Source organism: Piscinibacter gummiphilus, from assembly GCF_002116905.1.
Classification (GTDB): domain Bacteria; phylum Pseudomonadota; class Gammaproteobacteria; order Burkholderiales; family Burkholderiaceae_C; genus Rhizobacter; species Rhizobacter gummiphilus.
Genome location: NZ_CP015118.1, coordinates 679,077 through 695,389 on the forward strand (window position 1 = coordinate 679,077; position 16,313 = coordinate 695,389).

Genomic DNA, 16,313 nt, shown 5'->3' on the forward strand with positions numbered 1-16,313 from the left:
GGTTCCTCCTTGGGGTTGTTCTTCAGCGGCCGGCGGTGCGGCGCCAGGGTTCGAGGCGCGCCACGCTGTCGCGGCGCGCGAGCAGCGGCGGCATCACGGCCTCCAGCGCGGCGGGCGTGATGCCCAGGTCGGCGAGGTCCGGCAGCGTGCCGGTGGCGACGTTGTCGACCGACAGCGAGTCGACGTTGTCGCGCGAGAGCATGGGTTCGCCCGGCAGGCACTCCATCGCGAGCGCCTGCAGCTTCGCGAGCGCGTTCGGCAGGCCGAACACCGGACGCGGGTGGCCCGACCATTGGCCGGCCAGGCGCACGAGGTCGGCGAGCGTGTAGACGGTGGGGCCGGCCAGCTCGTAGGTCTTGCCGATGGTCTCGCGCCATTCGATGGCCTGCACGAGGGCTTCTGCCACGTCGGACACCCACACCGGCTGCAGCCGGCTGCGGGCGCCCGCGAGCGGCATCACCGGCAGCACACCCTGCAGGCCGGCGAAGAGGTTCATGAACTTGTCCTGTGCTCCGAAGACGATCGACGGGCGGAACACGGTGACGTCGAGCGTGGAGACGGCCAGCACGGCCTCGCCCTCGGCCTTGGTGCGCTGGTAGACCGAGGGCGCGTCGGCCGACGCGCCGAGCGCGCTCACGTGCACCAGGCGCCGCACACCCACCTGTCGGCAGGTCTCGGCGATGCGGCGCGGCAGATCGACGTGGGTGCGCTCGAACTCGGCCTTCGAGCCCTGCAGCCGCGCGATCAGGTTGACCACCACGTCGCTGCCGGCGACGAGCCGGCGGAGGTCCTCGTCCCGGTCCACGTCGGCGGGGATCACGTCGACGGTGGGCAGGTACTGCACGCGCCGTCCGCGCTGGATCTGCCGCGTGGGGACCATCAGGCGCGGCCCGGCGCCGCCGTAGCGTGCGGTCAGGTGTTCGCAGAGGCTTTGTCCGATGAAACCGGTGCCGCCCAGGACGAGGATCTTTTTCATGGCAACTCCGCATCCGGGGCCGGTTGCCCCGCTTCCCGTGGTCCGATGCTGCGCCCGAGGCGCGCCTTGAGCGACGGCGCCTGCGTGGCGTTCGGATTGATCAGCAGCGCCGAGTAGAAGGTGGCGTTCGACAGCACCTTCTTCACGTAGTCGCGCGTTTCCGAGAACGGCACGTTCTCCACCCAGATCGCGGGCTCCAGGCGCGGGCCCTCTCGCCAGCGGCGCGGGCGGCCGGGGCCGGCGTTGTACGCCGCGGCGGCCATGGCCTGCGAGCCGCCCAGGTCGTCCAGCACCAGCTTCAGGTAGCTCATGCCGAGCTTCAGGTTCATGTCGCGGTCGGTGATCATGTCCTGGGTGAACGGCGTGCCGGTCTTCTTCGCGGTCCAGCGTGCGGTGGCGGGCATCAACTGCATCAGGCCGGCGGCACCGACGCCCGAGCGGGCGTCGGCGATGAAACGCGACTCCTGGCGGATCAGGCCGTAGACGTAGGCGGGGTCGAGCGAGGCGTCCTTGGCCTTGCTGGTGAGCTCGCGGCGGAACGGCGTGGGGAAACGCTGGGCCATGTCGATCTCGGCCTTCGTGCGGTCGCTGGTGTTGATGCAGCGGTCCCACAGCGCGCGTTCGCAGCCCAGTTCGGCGGCGGCGCGCAGCGTGCGGTCGTCCATGCCGCGCAGCGTGAAGTTCCACTCGCGGTTGCCTTCGCTGCGCAGGCCGGCGTTGATCAGCAGGATCGCGCGGGTGAGACCGGGCACCCGGGCCGCGGCCTCCTTCTCGGCCGAGGTCAGCGGCGTGGGCACGGCCGGCATCGCGATGGGCCGCCCCAGCTCCTCGGCCGCGAGCGAGCCGTAGAAGTGGTACTGGCCGGCGATGGAGGCGAGCATCTCCTGCGACTGCGCGTTGAACGCGGCCGGGTCGGACGAGTCGCGGGCGAGGGCCTGCAGCGCGCGGGCCTTCCAGTACACCCAGGTGGGGTCGGCCTGCTCCTTCGGGTCCATCGCGTTGACGGCCTGCATCACCTGCTGCCAGCGCGGGCCGCCGTCGTTGCGCAGCGCGGCGCGGGCCTTCCACGCGAGCACCTCGTCGGCCCACACCAGGTCGCGCTCGGTCTTCGTCGCGAGCAGGTCGGCCTGCTGGAAGTAGGTGGGCGCGGCGGGCATCAGGGCCAGCGCCGCCTTCTTGCCGACCGTGGCCCACGCCCACGCGGCCTGGTCGGGCCGCAGGCTGTTCTGCCAGGTGGTGTTGAGCAGGTTGACCGTGGCGTCGATGTCGCTCGCGGCCAGGCGCATCAGCGCGAGCGTGACCAGCTCCTGCTGCGCGCGGTCGCCCCCGGGCTTCTTCTTCGCGAGGTAGCGGGCGGGGCTGTCGAACACGTCGCTGACGTCACTTACGAACGACGGCGCCACCAGCTGCACCGCGGTGCGGGCCACGGCGGGCTTGTTCGCATCGACCGCGGCGCGGGCGCGGCGCCACACGTCGGAGGCGCCGAGCTGCTTCGCCTCGAACAGCGTGGTGGCGAGCAGCGTGCAGCCGTCGTCGCCTTCCTTCTGTGCGAACCAGGCGTCGCGGCCGGCTTCGCGCACGTCCTTGCCGGCGAGGTGGTCGGCCAGCAGCGCGTAGCAGATGACCTGGCGGTCGTCGTTCATGCGGAAGCGCGGGTAGTCCGCCGCGAGGGCCTTCCAGTCGCGCCGGCGGCCCAGTTCGAGCAGCCAGTCGTTGCGCAGGCGGTCTTCCACGTAGGTGCCGGGCCAGCGCTGGTAGAACGCCTCGACCTCGTCCACCTGGACGGTGTTCAGGCGGCTGTTGAGGTCCCAGTAGTCGACCCACGGCGCGAGCGCCTGGTTCTCGCCCACCGCGGTGGCCCGCAGCGAGGCGAGCTTCGCACGGTCGCGCTTGCGGTAGGCATCGCGGGCCTCGAGGATGTTGCCGGGGGTGGCGACCTGGGCCGCGGCCGGGAGGGCGGGCAGCGCCGTGGCGGCCGCGAGGGTGAGCGCCGCCAGGGGGCGCCCATATACTCGTTTGAAGTTCTTCAACGTGTCTTTCATGGGTTGATCATGCCGACTCACAGCCCGGCTCCCGAGCGAACCGCCTTGCGCCAGCACCTGCTGGCCGAGCGTGAGCGTTTTGTCCTGTCACCTGCGGCCGCCGACGCCGCCCGCGCGCTGGAGGACCGGTTGGTGGCCGTGCTGGCCCAACTGGTTCCCGAATGCCTGGGGGTGTACTGGCCGATGCGATCCGAATTTAACGCAGCCCACCGTTGGCGCGTGGACGACGTGGATGTGCCGTTGGCACTTCCGTTCGCCCGGCGCGACCCGCCGTCGATGCAATACCGCGTATGGGACGGCCGCGAGCCGGCCGAACGCGACGACTGCAACATCCCGACGGCCAGCGGCGGGCCGGTGACACCCGACGTGGTGCTGGTGCCCTGTGTGGGTTTCACCGACGACGGCTACCGGCTCGGGTACGGTGGCGGCTTCTTCGACCGGTACATGGAAAAGCACCCCGACACCACCGCCATCGGCGTGGCCTGGTCGGTGGGGCGCATCGAGCCCGGGGCGTTCGTGCCGCAGGCGCACGACCGGCCGCTGATGCTCGTGGTCACCGAGTCGGGCGTCGTCGGCTAGCCGGCTTGGCGGCCTTGCCGGGTTTGTTGCGGGCCCGCAGCGCGGCTTCGAAGGCGAGCCGGGCCCACGGCTGCATCAGGGCGGGCGATTCCATCGCCTCGTCCGGCGCCGTCCAGTAGCTCACCGTCACGGACTTGCCCGCGGCGTCGTAGACGAATGGGGCGCATCCGGCCGCCTCGAATTGCGCCCGCGACGTGCTGTCCGTCTTCAGGTACAGCTGCTCGCCCAGGACGAGCGCCACGAACAGGTCGTCGGCATAGAGCCCGAAGCCCCCGAACATGCGGCGCGCGCGGGTGGGGCCCAGCGGGGCGAGCAGTTCCAGGCAATGCTGGATGTAGTCGGGCATCGGTGCAGGCATGCCGCCAGTCTTGCACAATGCAGGCGCAAACGACACGGGATGGCCATGACTCCGACCGAACGCGACACGCTGCGCGAGAAACTCATCAAGGACCGCCAGGCGCTGCCGGACCGGCTCGAACGCGCGGTCCAGCTGCAGCAGGTGCTGCGCAGCTGGCTCGTGAGCCGCAAGGAATCCACGATCGGGGCCTACTGGCCCATCAAGGGCGAGTTCGACCCGCTGCCGGCGCTGTTCCGCTGGAGCGAGGGCGGGCCCGAAGGGTCGCCGCGCCGCATCGGCCTGCCGGTGACGGACCGCGAGACCGAGTCACTGCGTTTCCACGTGTGGTTCCCGGGCTGCCCGATGGAGCTCGACGCCCACGACATCCCGAAGCCCAAGGACACCGACGTGTTCCAGCCGGCCATCCTGGTGCTGCCCTGCGTGGGCTACGGCCCGGGCGGCGTGCGCCTGGGTTACGGCGGTGGGTTCTACGACCAGACGGTGGCGGCGCTGAAGCCGCGGCCGCTGACGGTGGGTGTGGGGTATGCCCACGGCTTCCTGCCGCTGCTGCGCGCGCGCCCTGACGAGGAGCCCCTGGACGTGATGATCACCGAGGAAGGGGTGATGTTCTCGAGGGTGTGAGGCACCTCCCCGGAGGCCCTCGCGTTTCCTACTTCTTCGCGGTCGCCTGCGCGGCCCGGGCATCGTAGTTCGAGTACTCCACGCGCCAAGTCGCACCGTCGTCCGTCGAACGGCTCACCGAGAACAGCCCGAACTGGCCCGAATCCACGGTGAGCAGGGCACCGGATGGCAGCACGACGAGGCGGCGGTCCAGGGCGAACGGCGCGCGGTGCTGCCAGGTTCGGCCGCCATCCTGGCTGGCCTGGAGTTCGGGCGTGCCGAAGACGCCTCCCATCACCAGCAGCGTGCCGGACGCGAGTTGCCGCGGCGGCGCGACCTTCACCTTGAACTCCGGCTTGACCTCCTGCCAGTGCTGTCCCAGGTCCTCGGAGAGGTAGAGGCTCGCGAAGATGCCGGCGAAGCCGCCTCCCGGCGACGTGAGGATGCCGATGGAACCGTTCGGATTCGCCTCGACGGACACGAGCCGGTTGCCGTTGGGCGCCTTGGTCATCGACCACGCCCCGCTCGCGAAGTCGAGCGTGTGGATCGAGCCTTCGGACACCGCGTAGCTGAAGCCACCCGGGCGGCGCCAGAACCAGATGCTGTTGGCCCCGTTCCAGAAATCGAAGCCCACCGTCTCCTGGCGAAGGGGCGACCAGCGGCCGCCTTCGAGCTGCGCTGAATGGAACAAGGTCAGCGTCTTGTCCTTCTGGTGTCCGATGTACCAGCCGGCGCGTTCGTCGCCGGCGATGAAGAGCAGGTTGCCGGCCGGCAGGTCCCCGCTGTCCAGGGGCTCGAGCTTGTCCGATCCCGCGGGCAGCCGCATCAGGGCACCGAACTCGCCGACGGCGAGCAGCGTGGTGTCGCTCCGATGGCCGGGCATCACGTAGAGAAAGGAGTCCAGCGTGTCGCTGCGCACCGGCCGCCAGCGCCCCTGGTCGTCCCGGATCAGCACGCTGCCGAGGCGGCTGGCCGCGGCGATCCGTCCGTCGGCGAGCTCCACGGGGTGGTCGGCGCCGACGGGGCGCTGCAGCGCGTATTCCTCGACGCGGTCGTTGTCGCCGCGCGCGGTGTTCCAGCCCGAGGACAACTCGCCCTCGAAGAACTTCATCTGATCGGGGGCGAAGCGCCGCATCAGGGGCACGTTCGACGTGACGCGGGTGCTGCGCCCCACGACGACCAGCTGGTTCACTGGGGTCAGGATCAGGCGGCCGAGGTCCACCGGCTGCCCGTTGCGCACCGTGAACTTGCCGATGCGCTGGCGCATCGACTCGTTGAGGTTGAGGAACCGCTGGGTCTGGTGGTTCCGGAAGACGGTGAACTCGTACTCGCCTTCCGGCAGCACGCCGGCGAAGAGCGAGGTGTCGCGGGACACGCCCTTCGACACCTGGTTCAGCACGTGCAGGATCGTCACGTTGCTGCCCGCGACCTGGTTGACCTGCCGTACCGTGATTTCGTCCAGCGCGGTGACCTGGGCCGTGTTGCCGGTCAGGCTCAGCACGACGACGCTTTCACCCGCGCGTGGGGGCGACTTCGCGGGGTCGCGCACCTGGTTCACGGAGGCGCAGCCCACGAGGGCGACCACCAGAAACACCGAACCAAGGCGCCGCGCCCATGCGCGCACCGAATGAACCGGACCCATGGGCCCCTCCCTGCAATTGTTGTTCGAATCCGCCGCGGCGGCGGTTTCGCACAGTGTAGGTGAGGTGCAGGCCCGGCGGGGGCGTCCGGTCAGAGTCCCAGGCGTTTCGCGAGCGCGAGGCTCGCTGCGCTCGCGTTCATCGTGTAGAGGTGCAGCCCCGGCGCGCCGCCGGCCTTCAGCCGCTCGCACAGGTCGCTCACCACGTCGAGGCCGAAGGCCTTGATGGACTCCACGTCGTCACCGAACGCCTGCAGGCGCAGGCGGATCCAGCGCGGGATCTCGGCGCCGGTGTTGTCGGCGAAGCGGATCAGGCCGCTCGCGTTCGTGATGGGCATGATGCCCGGCACGACCGGCACGTCGGCGCCCAGCGCGCGGGCGTCGTCGACGAAGCGGAAGTACGCGTCGGCGTTGAAGAACAGCTGCGTGATGGACGAGTTCGCGCCGGCCTTCACCTTGGCCGCGTAGGCCTGCAGGTCGGCCTGCGGCGACTTCGCCTGCGGGTGGGTCTCGGGGTACGCGGCCACCTCGACGTGGAAGTGGTCGCCGGTCTCGGCGCGGATCAGTTCGACGAGGTCGCTCGCGTAGCGGAGTTCGCCGTGGCTGCCGTAGCCGCTCGGCAGGTCGCCGCGCAGCGCGACGATGCGGCGGATGCCGGCCTCGCGGAACTGGCCGAGCGCCTCGACGACGGAGGCCTTGCTGGCGCCCACGCACGTGAAGTGCGGCGCACCCTCGAAGCCTTCGGTGAAGATGTCGCGCACCATGTCCAGCGTGCCCCGGTGCGTGGAGCCGCCGGCGCCGGCCGTGACCGAGCAGAACGCGGGCTTCAGCGCATACAGCTCCTGGCGCACCGCGGCGTACTTCGTGACGCCGTCCGGGGTTTTCGCCGGGAAGAATTCGAGGCTGATGGGGAAGGGTTGGCTCATTGGGTACTCACTGCGGTTGAACCGCCTGGGCCCACACGAAGAACTCCGTGTTGCCGTTGCCGCCCGTGATCGGGCTCTGGAAATACGCGCGCAGCTGCAGCTTCTGCTCGCGGCAGGCCTGGCGGATGCGCGTCTCGACCTCCTGGAACAGCGCCTTGTCGCGCACGATGCCGCCCTTGCCGATCTGGTGGGGCTGCAGTTCGAACTGCGGCTTCACGAGCAGCAGGAGGTGGCCGAGCGGGGCGAGGTAGTGCACGAGCGTGGGCAGCACGTGGGTGCTCGAGATGAACGACAGGTCGCCCGTCACGAAGCCGAAGCTCTGCGGCGCCACGGCCGCGGCGAACGGCGTGCCGGCCACGTCGCGGGCGTTGATGCCCTCGAAGGCCTGCACGCGCTCATCGGCCGCGAGCTTCGGGTGCAACTGCCCGTGGCCCACGTCGATGCCGACGACCTTCGCCGCGCCGCGCTGCAGCAGCGCGTCGGTGAAGCCGCCGGTGCTCTGGCCGGCGTCGAGGCACACGAGGCCCGTGACGTCGATCTTCGTGTGCTCGAGGGCGCCTTCGAGCTTGAGGCCGCCACGCGACACGAACTTGAGTTCGGCGTCGTCGGTGACCTCGAGCTGGCAGTCCTCGGGCACGTCCTCGCCCGCCTTCTTCGGCACCGTCCAGCCCTTCGGGCCGAGCCATCGCACCGCCCCGCGTTCGATGAGCCGCTGGGCGGCGGAACGCGTGGGGGCGAGGCCCTTCTGCTGGATGAGCTGGTCGATGCGCATGAAGGCGGGGTCCGATCAGTAGCGGTAGGTGTCGGGCTTGTACGGGCCCTTCTTGTCGACGCCGATGTACGCGGCCTGCTCGTCCGTGAGTTCGGTCAGCACGGCGCCGACCTTCTTCAGGTGCAGGCGGGCGACCTTCTCGTCGAGGATCTTCGGCAGCACGTACACCTTGCCGACCTGGTACGCGTCGGGGCGCGTGAACAGCTCGATCTGGGCGATGGTCTGGTTCGCGAAGCTCGACGACATCACGAAGCTCGGGTGGCCCGTGCCGCAGCCGAGGTTCACCAGGCGGCCCTTGGCCAGCAGGATGATGCGCTTGCCGTCCGGGAACTCGATGTGGTCGACCTGCGGCTTGATCTCTTCCCACTTGTACTTCTCGATCGAGGCGATGTCGATCTCGTTGTCGAAGTGGCCGATGTTGCAGACGATGGCCTGGTCCTTCATCGCGGCCATGTGCTCGTGGCGGATGATGCCCTTGTTGCCGGTGGTGGTCACGAAGATGTCGGCCTTGTCGGCGGCGTACTCCATGGTCACGACCTTGTAGCCTTCCATCGAGGCCTGCAGCGCGTTGATGGGGTCGATCTCGGTGACCCACACCTGGGCGCTCAGGGCGCGCAGGGCCTGGGCCGAGCCCTTGCCCACGTCACCGTAGCCGGCGACCACGGCGACCTTGCCGGCGATCATCACGTCGGTGGCGCGCTTGATGCCGTCGACGAGGGACTCGCGGCAGCCGTACAGGTTGTCGAACTTGCTCTTCGTCACCGAGTCGTTCACGTTGAACGCGCGGAACAGCAGCGCGCCCTTCGCGCTCATCTCGTTCAGGCGGTGCACGCCGGTGGTGGTCTCTTCCGTCACGCCGATGATCTCGGCGCTCTTGCGGGTGTACCAGGTCGGGTCGACGGCGATCTTGGCCTTGATGGCCGCGTACAGCACGGTCTCTTCCTCGCTCGTCGGGTTGTTCAGCACCGACAGGTCCTTCTCGGCGCGCTGGCCGAGGTGCATCAGCAGCGTGGCGTCGCCGCCGTCGTCGAGGATCATGTTCGGGCCTTCGCCGGCCGAACCCTTCGGGCCGAAGTCGAAGATGCGGTGGGTGAAGTCCCAGTACTCGGCGAGCGTCTCGCCCTTGTGCGCGAACACCGGCGTGCCTTGCTCGACCAGCGCGGCGGCGGCGTGGTCCTGGGTCGAGAAGATGTTGCACGAGGCCCAGCGCACTTGCGCGCCGAGGGCCTGCAGCGTCTCGACCAGCACGGCGGTCTGGATCGTCATGTGCAGGCTGCCGGTGATGCGGGCGCCCTTGAGAGGCTGCGACTTCGCGAACTCTTCGCGGATGGCCATCAGGCCGGGCATCTCGGTCTCGGCGATGCGGATTTCCTTGCGGCCCCAGCTGGCGAGGGACAGGTCGGCGACGGCGTATTCGGCGGGGGTCTTCAAGACGGCGTTCATGGAGGGGCTCCTGGTGTTGGGAACCCGCACGCGCGTGGACGAAGGAGAGTGTGGTGTGGCCTGATCGGGCGACCAGTTTCAGCTCACTCACCCTCGAACACGGTCGAGGTGCGGGTGAGCGCGGTTGCAGATCGAAGTTCCGAGCCTGGGGCGCCTGGCGGCGGCCTCGCAACGCTCCTCGGAAAGTTCGGGGATTGTAGTGCTTCGGGAAATCACCCGGGGGAAGAAATGCACGGATTCATGCGGGTCATCGCGGCCGGGCCGAAGATCGTGGCGAAGGCCACGTCCTTGGCGTCCCGGCCCATCGCGATGCGCACCAGGTCCTCAACCGGGGACATCCGGGTCGGGTCGAAGGCGACCCAGCCGCCGTCGAGCCAGGCCTCGAACACGGCGTGGAAGTCGGGCGGAGGGTCCTCGAAGATGGCGTAGCCCACGACCAGGCGGGCCGGGATGTTGAGGGCCCGGCAGAACGTGACACCCAGGTGGGCGAAGTCCCGGCAGACGCCGGCCCGCTGCAGGAACACGTCGCGTGCGGTGGTGGTGGCCGTGGTGGAGCCCACCACGTACTCGATGTTGTCGTGGATCCAGTCGCTGATGGCCTTCACCCGCGTGTAGCCGGGCGGCACGTCGCAGAAGAGCTTCTGGGCCGCACGGCCGAGCAGGTCGGACTCGCAGTAGCGCGTGGGCATCAGGTTGTGCAACACGTCGTCGGGCAGTTCGGCGATGGGCACCTCGCGGGCCTCGGTGGGGTCCGGCGGCGGCGCGAGGCGGACCTGCGCGCGGTAGTGCACCGTCAGCGGCCCCGGCGCGGCGTGCAGGCGCAGGAAGCGATGGCCCACGTTCGGATCCGCGTGCACGGTGTGGGGCAGGTCGGGTGTGATGACCAGCGATTCCTCGACCAACTGCTGGCGGGTGCCCTGCAGCGCGTGGATCTGGAAGACGAAGTCGCACTCGCCGGTGAGGTCGTAGGCGAGTTCGCAGTCGATGTCGAACAGCTTGCCGGCCGGCGTGTCCGTGGCGTTGGCGATGTGGATCACCGGGTCGGACGGCTCGGCGGTCTGGGGCAGCGGGGCTTCGAGCTCGAGGGTGTTCATGGCGGGTCCGTCGGAGGGAGGGCAGGGTGCGGACATTGGAGCCGGACGGCGTTCGCCGGGCCATCGGCCCCGGGCGCAAAAGGCGGTAGGACAACGGGCGTGAAAACGCACCAGCCCTGTGCGACGATCACGCGATGCCGTCCCCCGACTCCCGTTCCACCCTGCGCGTGGCCATGGCGCTGGCCCTGGCCACCGCCGTGTCGCTGGGCCTGGCCCGCTTCTCGTACGCGCTGATGCTGCCGCCGATGCGTGCCGACCTCGGCTGGAGCTACCTCACCGGCGGGGCGATGAACACGGTCAACGCCGCGGGCTACCTGCTGGGTGCGATGCTCGCACCCTGGTGGCTGCGCCGCTTCCACGCACGGCCGGTGCTGCTCGTGAGCACCGTGCTGACCGGTGTGCTGCTGGCCCTGCACGGCGCGGTGCGCGGCGACGTGGCGCTCTACCTGCTGCGTTTCCTGACGGGCTGGGCCAGCGCCGGCACCTTCGTGGGCGGCGGCCTGCTGGCCGCTCGGCTCGCGAGCAGCGGCGGGGCGCCACCGGGGCTCGTGCTGGGCATCTACTACGGCGGGGCGGGCGTGGGCATCGTCGTGGCGTCGCTGCTGGTGCCGCCGCTCACGGCGCTGCCGGTGGCCCATGCGTGGCAGTGGGCCTGGATGGGGCTCGGCGCCGGCGGGCTGCTCGCGGCCGCCGTCACCGGCACCGCCACCCGCGGCTGGCAGGACGACGCGGCCACCGCCGGTCCGCCCGAGCCGTTCCCGCTCCCCCGCTTCGCGTTCGGCCTGGCGGCGTACCTGTGCTTCGGCCTCGGCTACATCGGCTACATGACCTTCATCGTCACGCTGCTGCGCGAACAGCAGCGCGGCGGCGGGTTCATCACGGCCTTCTACACGCTGCTGGGCGTGGCCACCGTCGCGTCGTCGTGGCTGTGGGCGGGGCTGCTGCAGCGGCACCGGGGCGGCGTGCCGCTCGCGGTGCTCAACGCGCTGTTGGCCGTGGCCACGCTGCTGCCGGTGGCCAGCGCCCATCCAGTGGCGGTGTTCCTGTCCGGCGCGCTGTTCGGCAGCGTCTTCCTGTCGGTCGTGGCCTCCACCACCGCCCTCGTGCGGCACAACGCGCCGCCGGGCGCCTGGCCGCGCGGCATCAGCGCGTTCACCATCGCGTTCGCGGCCGGGCAGATCGTGGGGCCGAGCGGCGTGGGCTGGGTGGCCGACGGGCCGTGGGGCTTGCGCGGCGGCCTCGCGGCGTCGGCCGGCGTGCTGCTGCTGGCCTGCGCGCTCGCGCTGCTTCAGCGGCCGCTGGCGAGCAGCGAGCGTGCGAACCCGGCGTAGGCCGAGAGCGGGTCGAGGTCGGACCAGGCCAGCGGGCCGAGCGGCGTGTTCGCCGCCGTGAGCGGCGCGGCGGGATCGGGCGCGAACGCCGAGAACGCGGCGCGCCAGCGCGCGAGGGTGGTGTCGGACGGACCCGGGCGGGCCACGAACACCGGGCCGGCCACGTCCCCCACCGACTTCAGGATGCGCTCCGCACGGGGCGTGTCCGCTGGCAGCGTCAGCAGCTGTGACGACGCGACCGCGAGGGCCTCGATGTCGCCGCGGGCGAGGGCGTAGAGTCCGCTGTTGACGGAGGTCTGCGGCACGAACAGCAGGTCGCGCCCCGGCACCAGGCCCTGCGACTGAAGCCACGCGAGCGCCGAGGCCACGATGATCGACAGCGGGTCGAGTCCGCCGACACGCCCGCCGCGCAGGTCGATCGCGGACCGGACGAGGCTGTCCTGCCGCACGAGCAGCAGTGTGGTGGTGACGGGCAGGGTGCGGGCCACCGGGGCGAAGCCCCAGTCTTTCAGGGCCAGCAGGCCGATGTGGGCGGGCAGCAGCGCGAGGTCGTAGTCGCCGCGCCGGACGTTCTCGAAGTAGGTGCGGAGGTCGCGGGCCGTGTAGGTGGCCACCGGCGCGGCCAGCTCGCGCTCGAGGTGTTCGCGCAGGCGGCGGAAGGCGGCGAGCAGTGCCGAGGGCGAGAGGAACGGTGCGAGCCCGAGCACGAGCGGTGCCGTGGCGGCCTTGGTCGGCAGGGCCCCGGCCGCGAGCGCGGCCAGCAGGGCCCGGCGCGGGAGCAGGGGCGCCGTCATGCGGGCGCCAGCCGGTCCATCTCGGCGAAGAGTCGCACCACGTCGAGCGGCTTGGTGAGGTACACGTCGAAGCCGGCGGCCCGCGCGCGATCGACGTCGCTCAGCATCGCATTCGCGCTGAGCCCGATCAGCGGCAGCGCGGCCGTGCGCGGGTCGGCGCGCAGGCGGCGGCACAGCTCGAGGCCGTCCATGCCGGGCAGGTCGATGTCGACGATGGCGATGGCGGGTGGTGCGGCGGTGGCCATCGCGAGGCCGGTGGGGCCGTCGGATGCGACGTGCAGCTCGTGGTGCTGGCGCAACGCGAGGGCGTGGCGCAGCAGGTCGACGTTGGACGGGTTGTCCTCCACGTACAGCACGGGGCGCGGCGCGCGGGTGGCCGGCGGCGAGGCCGGCGGGGCGTCGAGCGGGGGCAGGGTGGTGGGTGGGAGCCGGTGCGGCGCCTCGGCGCACGGCAGTTCGAAGGCGAACGTGGTGCCCACGCCCTCCTCGGACTCGACCTCGATGGTGCCCTCCATCAGTTCCACCAGCCGCCGCGTGATCACGAGGCCGATGCCGGTGCCCTGGACCACCTCGCCGGCCTTCTCGAACCGCGTGAACGGCTCGTACAGCCGCGCGAGTTGCGCGCGGTTCATGCCGCGGCCGGTGTCGGCGACCCGCACCCGCACGGTGTGGTGGGGCGTGGCGGCGAGGTCGATGGTGACCTGGCCGCCCGCGCGGTTGTACTTCACCGCGTTCGACAGCAGGTTGTTGAGCACCTGCTTGAGCCGTTTGCGGTCGGCCGTGACCCAGCTGCGGCCGTCGACCGGACACAGATCGACGAGGCGCACGTTCGCGGCCGCGGCCTGCGTGCTCACGAGCGCGACGGATTCGCCGATCACCGCGCACAGGTCCACCGTCTCGGGCGACGTGGTCATCGCGCCCGCCTCGATGCGCGACAGGTCGAGCACCTCGTTGATCAGCTCGAGCAGGTGCCAGCCGGCCAGCTCGATCTGCTTGACCTTGTCGGCGTCGGCCGGCGGCAGGCGCGTGTTCGACAGCTGCAGCAGCTGCGCGAAGCCGAGGATGGCGTTGAGCGGCGTGCGCAGCTCGTGGCTCATGCGCGAGAGGAAGTCGGACTTGGCCCGGCTCGCCTGCTCGGCCTGTTCCTTGGCCTGTTGCAGTTCGGCGGTGCGCTCGCCCACGCGCCGCTCGAGGTCCTCGTTGGTGTGGCGCAGGGCCTGTTCGGCCAGCACGTGGCGGGTCACGTCGGTGAAGGAGGTCACCGCGGCATAGGGGGTCGTGGCCCCGCCGCGGAACAGCGGCGACACGTTGACGGAGCACCAGACGGACGTGCCGTCCGGCCGCAGGATGTTGACGATGCGGTTGCGCACCGGTTCGCCGGTGACGAGGGCGTGGTGGGTGGGGCGTTCCTCCAGGGGCAGGTCGGTGCCGTCCGGGCGCAGCAGGCGCAGGCCCTGGTACGGGCCCTTCAGGTCGGCGTCGCGCGAGCGCGAGGCGCGGTACATCGCGGCCGCGGCCTCGTTGCGGTCGAGCACCTGTCGGGTCTTCGCGTCGGTGACCATCAGGCCTTCGGTGAGCGTCTCGATCAGCGAGCGGAGGTAGGCCTCGCGCTCGTGCACGGCCTGGGCCATGCGCTTGAACGCGTCGGACACCTGGCGCACCTCCAGCACGGGGCTGTCGGGGATCTCGATGCCGGAGCCGCCGGCCGCCAGCTGCTGGCTGGCCTCGGCGATGCGGCGCAGGCCCTTCGTGAGCCAGGTCATGCACAGCGTGAGCAGCGCGGTGCCCAGCGCCAGCACGAGGCCGCCGATCAGCAGCCCGTTGCGGGACATCGCGGCCTGCGCCTCGGCGATGGCGCGGGTCTGGATGCCGAAGCGCAGCGCGCCGAGGTGCTGGCCCTCGATGGTGAGCGGCATCGCGACGTCGAGCGTGGGCTGCCCCGCGGGCATGGTGCCCGACGCCGCCACCTGGGAGCCCTGCGCGTCCACCACCTCCAGGTACGCGAGGCCGCGCTCGGCCACGCTTTCACGGACGACGGTGCTGAGGGTGGCGTAGTCGCGGCTGGCCAGCAGCGGCGAGACGGCGGCGTTGAGCAGCGGGCGGAGCTGGTCGGCCTCGGTGTCGAACTGGCGCGCGAGCGCGGTGGTGACGAGGCTGTTGGCGTTCCAAAGCAGCAGCCCCAGCATGACCACGAAGATGGCCACGCTGCCGACGATCAGTTGAACTCGCAGGGTGCGGAACAAGGCGGTCGCTGGCTCGGGGCGGCCCGAAGGCCGGTCGCCCATTCTGCAGCAGCAACTGCACACATCGGCTCAGGGTCGGCCCGGGGAAACCGGGGCCGACAACGTTGTCATCCCGGCGGAGGCCGGGACCCCGTGCGGTCGATCACGCCTCGGCGCCTGTTGCGGGCGCCGAGGGTCCCGGCCTTCGCCGGGATGACGGGCCTTTTACTTCAGGCCAGCCGCGGCGCGAAGCACGGCGGCCTTGTCGGTGGCTTCCCACGTGAACTCCGGCTCTTCCCGGCCGAAGTGGCCGTACGCAGCGGTCTTCTCGTAGATCGGGCGCAGCAGGTCGAGCATCTGGATGATGCCCTTCGGACGCAGGTCGAAGTGCTCGTTGACGAGCGCGGCGATCTTGTCGTCGGGGATCACGCCCGTGCCTTCGGTGTAGACGGTCACGTTCATCGGGCGGGCCACGCCGATGGCGTACGCCACCTGCACCTGGCACTGGCGGGCGAGGCCGGCGGCCACGACGTTCTTCGCGACGTAGCGGGCGGCGTAGGCGGCCGAGCGGTCGACCTTGCTCGGGTCCTTGCCGCTGAAGGCGCCACCGCCGTGCGGGCAGGCGCCGCCGTACGTGTCGACGATGATCTTGCGGCCGGTCAGGCCGCAGTCACCCTGCGGGCCGCCGATGACGAAGCGGCCGGTCGGGTTGATCAGGTACTTCGTTTCCTTCAGCCACTCCTTCGGGAGCACCGGCTTGATGATCTCCTCGATGACGGCCTCGATGAACGAGGGCTTCATCTTCGACGAGGTTTCGCTCTGGTCGGGGTGGTGCTGCGTGGAGAGCACGACGGTGTCGATCGAGTGCGGCTTGCCGTCGACGTAGCGCATCGTCACCTGGCTCTTGGCGTCCGGGCGCAGGAACGGCAGGCGGCCGTCCTTGCGCAGCTGGGCCTGGCGCTCGACGAGGCGGTGGGCGTAGTGGATCGGGGCCGGCATCAGTTCCGGCGTCTCGTCGCAGGCGTAGCCGAACATCAGGCCCTGGTCGCCGGCGCCGATGTTGAGGTGGTCGTCGGACGCGTGGTCGACGCCCTGGGCGATGTCGTTGCTCTGCTTGTCGTAGCAGACCATCACGGCACAACCCTTGTAGTCGATGCCGTAGTCGGTGTTGTCGTAGCCGATGCGCTTGATGGTGTCGCGCGCGACCTGGATGTAGTCGACGTGCGCGTTCGTGGTGATTTCACCGGCGAGCACCACGAGACCCGTGTTAGTCAGCGTCTCGGCGGCGACACGCGAACGGGGGTCTTGCTTGAAAATGGCGTCGAGGATGGCGTCCGAGATCTGGTCGGCGACCTTGTCGGGGTGGCCTTCGGAGACGGATTCGGAAGTGAAAAGGAAATCGTTCGACACTCTTAAACTCCAGGCAATGGTTGGAAACGCGTTGCCGGACCGGAGGGTTTTCGAGCGGCGAACGCTTTAGCAGAATTTTTGAGTCGCCCTGCAAGTAGTTCAATAACTCGGCGACCCGAGCATTATA

The 16,313-nt window shown here is 70.3% G+C and carries 14 protein-coding genes and 1 riboswitch; of the genes, 3 read left to right on the forward strand and 11 right to left on the reverse strand.

Going from position 1 to position 16,313, the window contains the following annotated elements; all coding sequences use genetic code 11:
* Nucleotides 1-22: 22 nt before the first annotated feature.
* Both A4W93_RS03090 and A4W93_RS03095 read right to left on the reverse strand, forming a co-directional pair.
* Nucleotides 23-976: a complex I NDUFA9 subunit family protein gene (locus A4W93_RS03090; RefSeq protein ID WP_085749208.1), complete on the reverse strand. Its 954-nt coding sequence runs from the start codon at nt 974-976 to the stop codon at nt 23-25.
* Nucleotides 973-3,018 (reverse strand): lytic transglycosylase domain-containing protein, encoded by a 2,046-nt coding sequence (locus A4W93_RS03095; protein WP_085749209.1) that lies wholly within the window; start codon nt 3,016-3,018, stop codon nt 973-975. The genes A4W93_RS03090 and A4W93_RS03095 overlap by 4 nt, the downstream gene beginning before the upstream one ends.
* Before the next feature lie 45 nt (nt 3,019-3,063).
* Here A4W93_RS03095 and A4W93_RS03100 point away from each other — a divergent pair, with 45 nt between their 5' ends.
* Nucleotides 3,064-3,597, forward strand: a complete 534-nt coding sequence (locus tag A4W93_RS03100) for a 5-formyltetrahydrofolate cyclo-ligase (RefSeq protein WP_157782105.1) — start codon at nt 3,064-3,066, stop codon at nt 3,595-3,597.
* Here the strand turns inward: A4W93_RS03100 and A4W93_RS03105 are convergent.
* A complete protein-coding gene (locus tag A4W93_RS03105) occupies nt 3,572-3,955 on the reverse strand; it encodes a TfoX/Sxy family protein (protein ID WP_085749211.1) in 384 nt (127 codons plus the stop codon). The genes A4W93_RS03100 and A4W93_RS03105 overlap by 26 nt on opposite strands.
* A 45-nt stretch (nt 3,956-4,000) precedes the next feature.
* On the opposite strand from A4W93_RS03105, the gene A4W93_RS03110 reads away from it, so the two are divergent.
* Nucleotides 4,001-4,576, forward strand: a complete 576-nt coding sequence (locus A4W93_RS03110; protein ID WP_085754022.1) for a 5-formyltetrahydrofolate cyclo-ligase — start codon at nt 4,001-4,003, stop codon at nt 4,574-4,576.
* 28 nt (nt 4,577-4,604) lie between these two features.
* On the opposite strand, the gene A4W93_RS03115 is transcribed toward A4W93_RS03110, so the two are convergent.
* From A4W93_RS03115 to A4W93_RS03135, 5 genes are all read right to left on the reverse strand, one after another.
* Nucleotides 4,605-6,197 (reverse strand): WD40/YVTN/BNR-like repeat-containing protein, encoded by a 1,593-nt coding sequence (locus A4W93_RS03115; protein ID WP_085749212.1) that lies wholly within the window; start codon nt 6,195-6,197, stop codon nt 4,605-4,607.
* An 89-nt stretch (nt 6,198-6,286) separates the two neighbouring features.
* On the reverse strand, nt 6,287-7,120 hold the full coding sequence (locus A4W93_RS03120; RefSeq protein WP_085749213.1) for a methylenetetrahydrofolate reductase: 834 nt from the start codon (nt 7,118-7,120) through the stop codon (nt 6,287-6,289).
* Nucleotides 7,121-7,127: 7 nt separating this feature from the next.
* The gene (locus tag A4W93_RS03125; RefSeq protein WP_085749214.1) at nt 7,128-7,892 is read right to left on the reverse strand and encodes a TlyA family RNA methyltransferase; all 765 of its coding nucleotides are present in this window, start codon (nt 7,890-7,892) and stop codon (nt 7,128-7,130) included.
* Nucleotides 7,893-7,907: 15 nt separating this feature from the next.
* Nucleotides 7,908-9,335 (reverse strand): adenosylhomocysteinase, encoded by a 1,428-nt coding sequence (gene ahcY, locus A4W93_RS03130; protein ID WP_085749215.1) that lies wholly within the window; start codon nt 9,333-9,335, stop codon nt 7,908-7,910.
* Nucleotides 9,336-9,444: 109 nt separating this feature from the next.
* Nucleotides 9,445-9,521, reverse strand: a riboswitch (S-adenosyl-L-homocysteine riboswitch).
* A 26-nt stretch (nt 9,522-9,547) separates the two neighbouring features.
* Nucleotides 9,548-10,429 (reverse strand): transglutaminase-like domain-containing protein, encoded by an 882-nt coding sequence (locus A4W93_RS03135; RefSeq protein ID WP_085749216.1) that lies wholly within the window; start codon nt 10,427-10,429, stop codon nt 9,548-9,550.
* A gap of 134 nt (nt 10,430-10,563) precedes the next feature.
* Between A4W93_RS03135 and A4W93_RS03140 the strand changes: the two genes are divergently transcribed.
* The gene (locus A4W93_RS03140) at nt 10,564-11,760 is read left to right on the forward strand and encodes a YbfB/YjiJ family MFS transporter (protein ID WP_085749217.1); all 1,197 of its coding nucleotides are present in this window, start codon (nt 10,564-10,566) and stop codon (nt 11,758-11,760) included.
* On the opposite strand, the gene A4W93_RS03145 is transcribed toward A4W93_RS03140, so the two are convergent.
* The 3 genes from A4W93_RS03145 to metK all read right to left on the reverse strand — a co-directional run bounded on the left by A4W93_RS03145 (nt 11,718) and on the right by metK (nt 16,186).
* A complete protein-coding gene (locus A4W93_RS03145) occupies nt 11,718-12,554 on the reverse strand; it encodes a phosphate/phosphite/phosphonate ABC transporter substrate-binding protein (protein WP_085749218.1) in 837 nt (278 codons plus the stop codon). The two genes, A4W93_RS03140 and A4W93_RS03145, sit on opposite strands and share 43 nt — an antisense overlap.
* Nucleotides 12,551-14,797, reverse strand: a complete 2,247-nt coding sequence (locus A4W93_RS03150; protein WP_169726501.1) for an ATP-binding protein — start codon at nt 14,795-14,797, stop codon at nt 12,551-12,553. Before A4W93_RS03150 ends, A4W93_RS03145 begins: the two co-directional genes overlap by 4 nt.
* 204 nt (nt 14,798-15,001) lie before the next feature.
* Nucleotides 15,002-16,186: a methionine adenosyltransferase gene (gene metK, locus A4W93_RS03155; RefSeq protein WP_085749220.1), complete on the reverse strand. Its 1,185-nt coding sequence runs from the start codon at nt 16,184-16,186 to the stop codon at nt 15,002-15,004.
* Between the last annotated feature and the right edge of the window lie 127 nt (nt 16,187-16,313).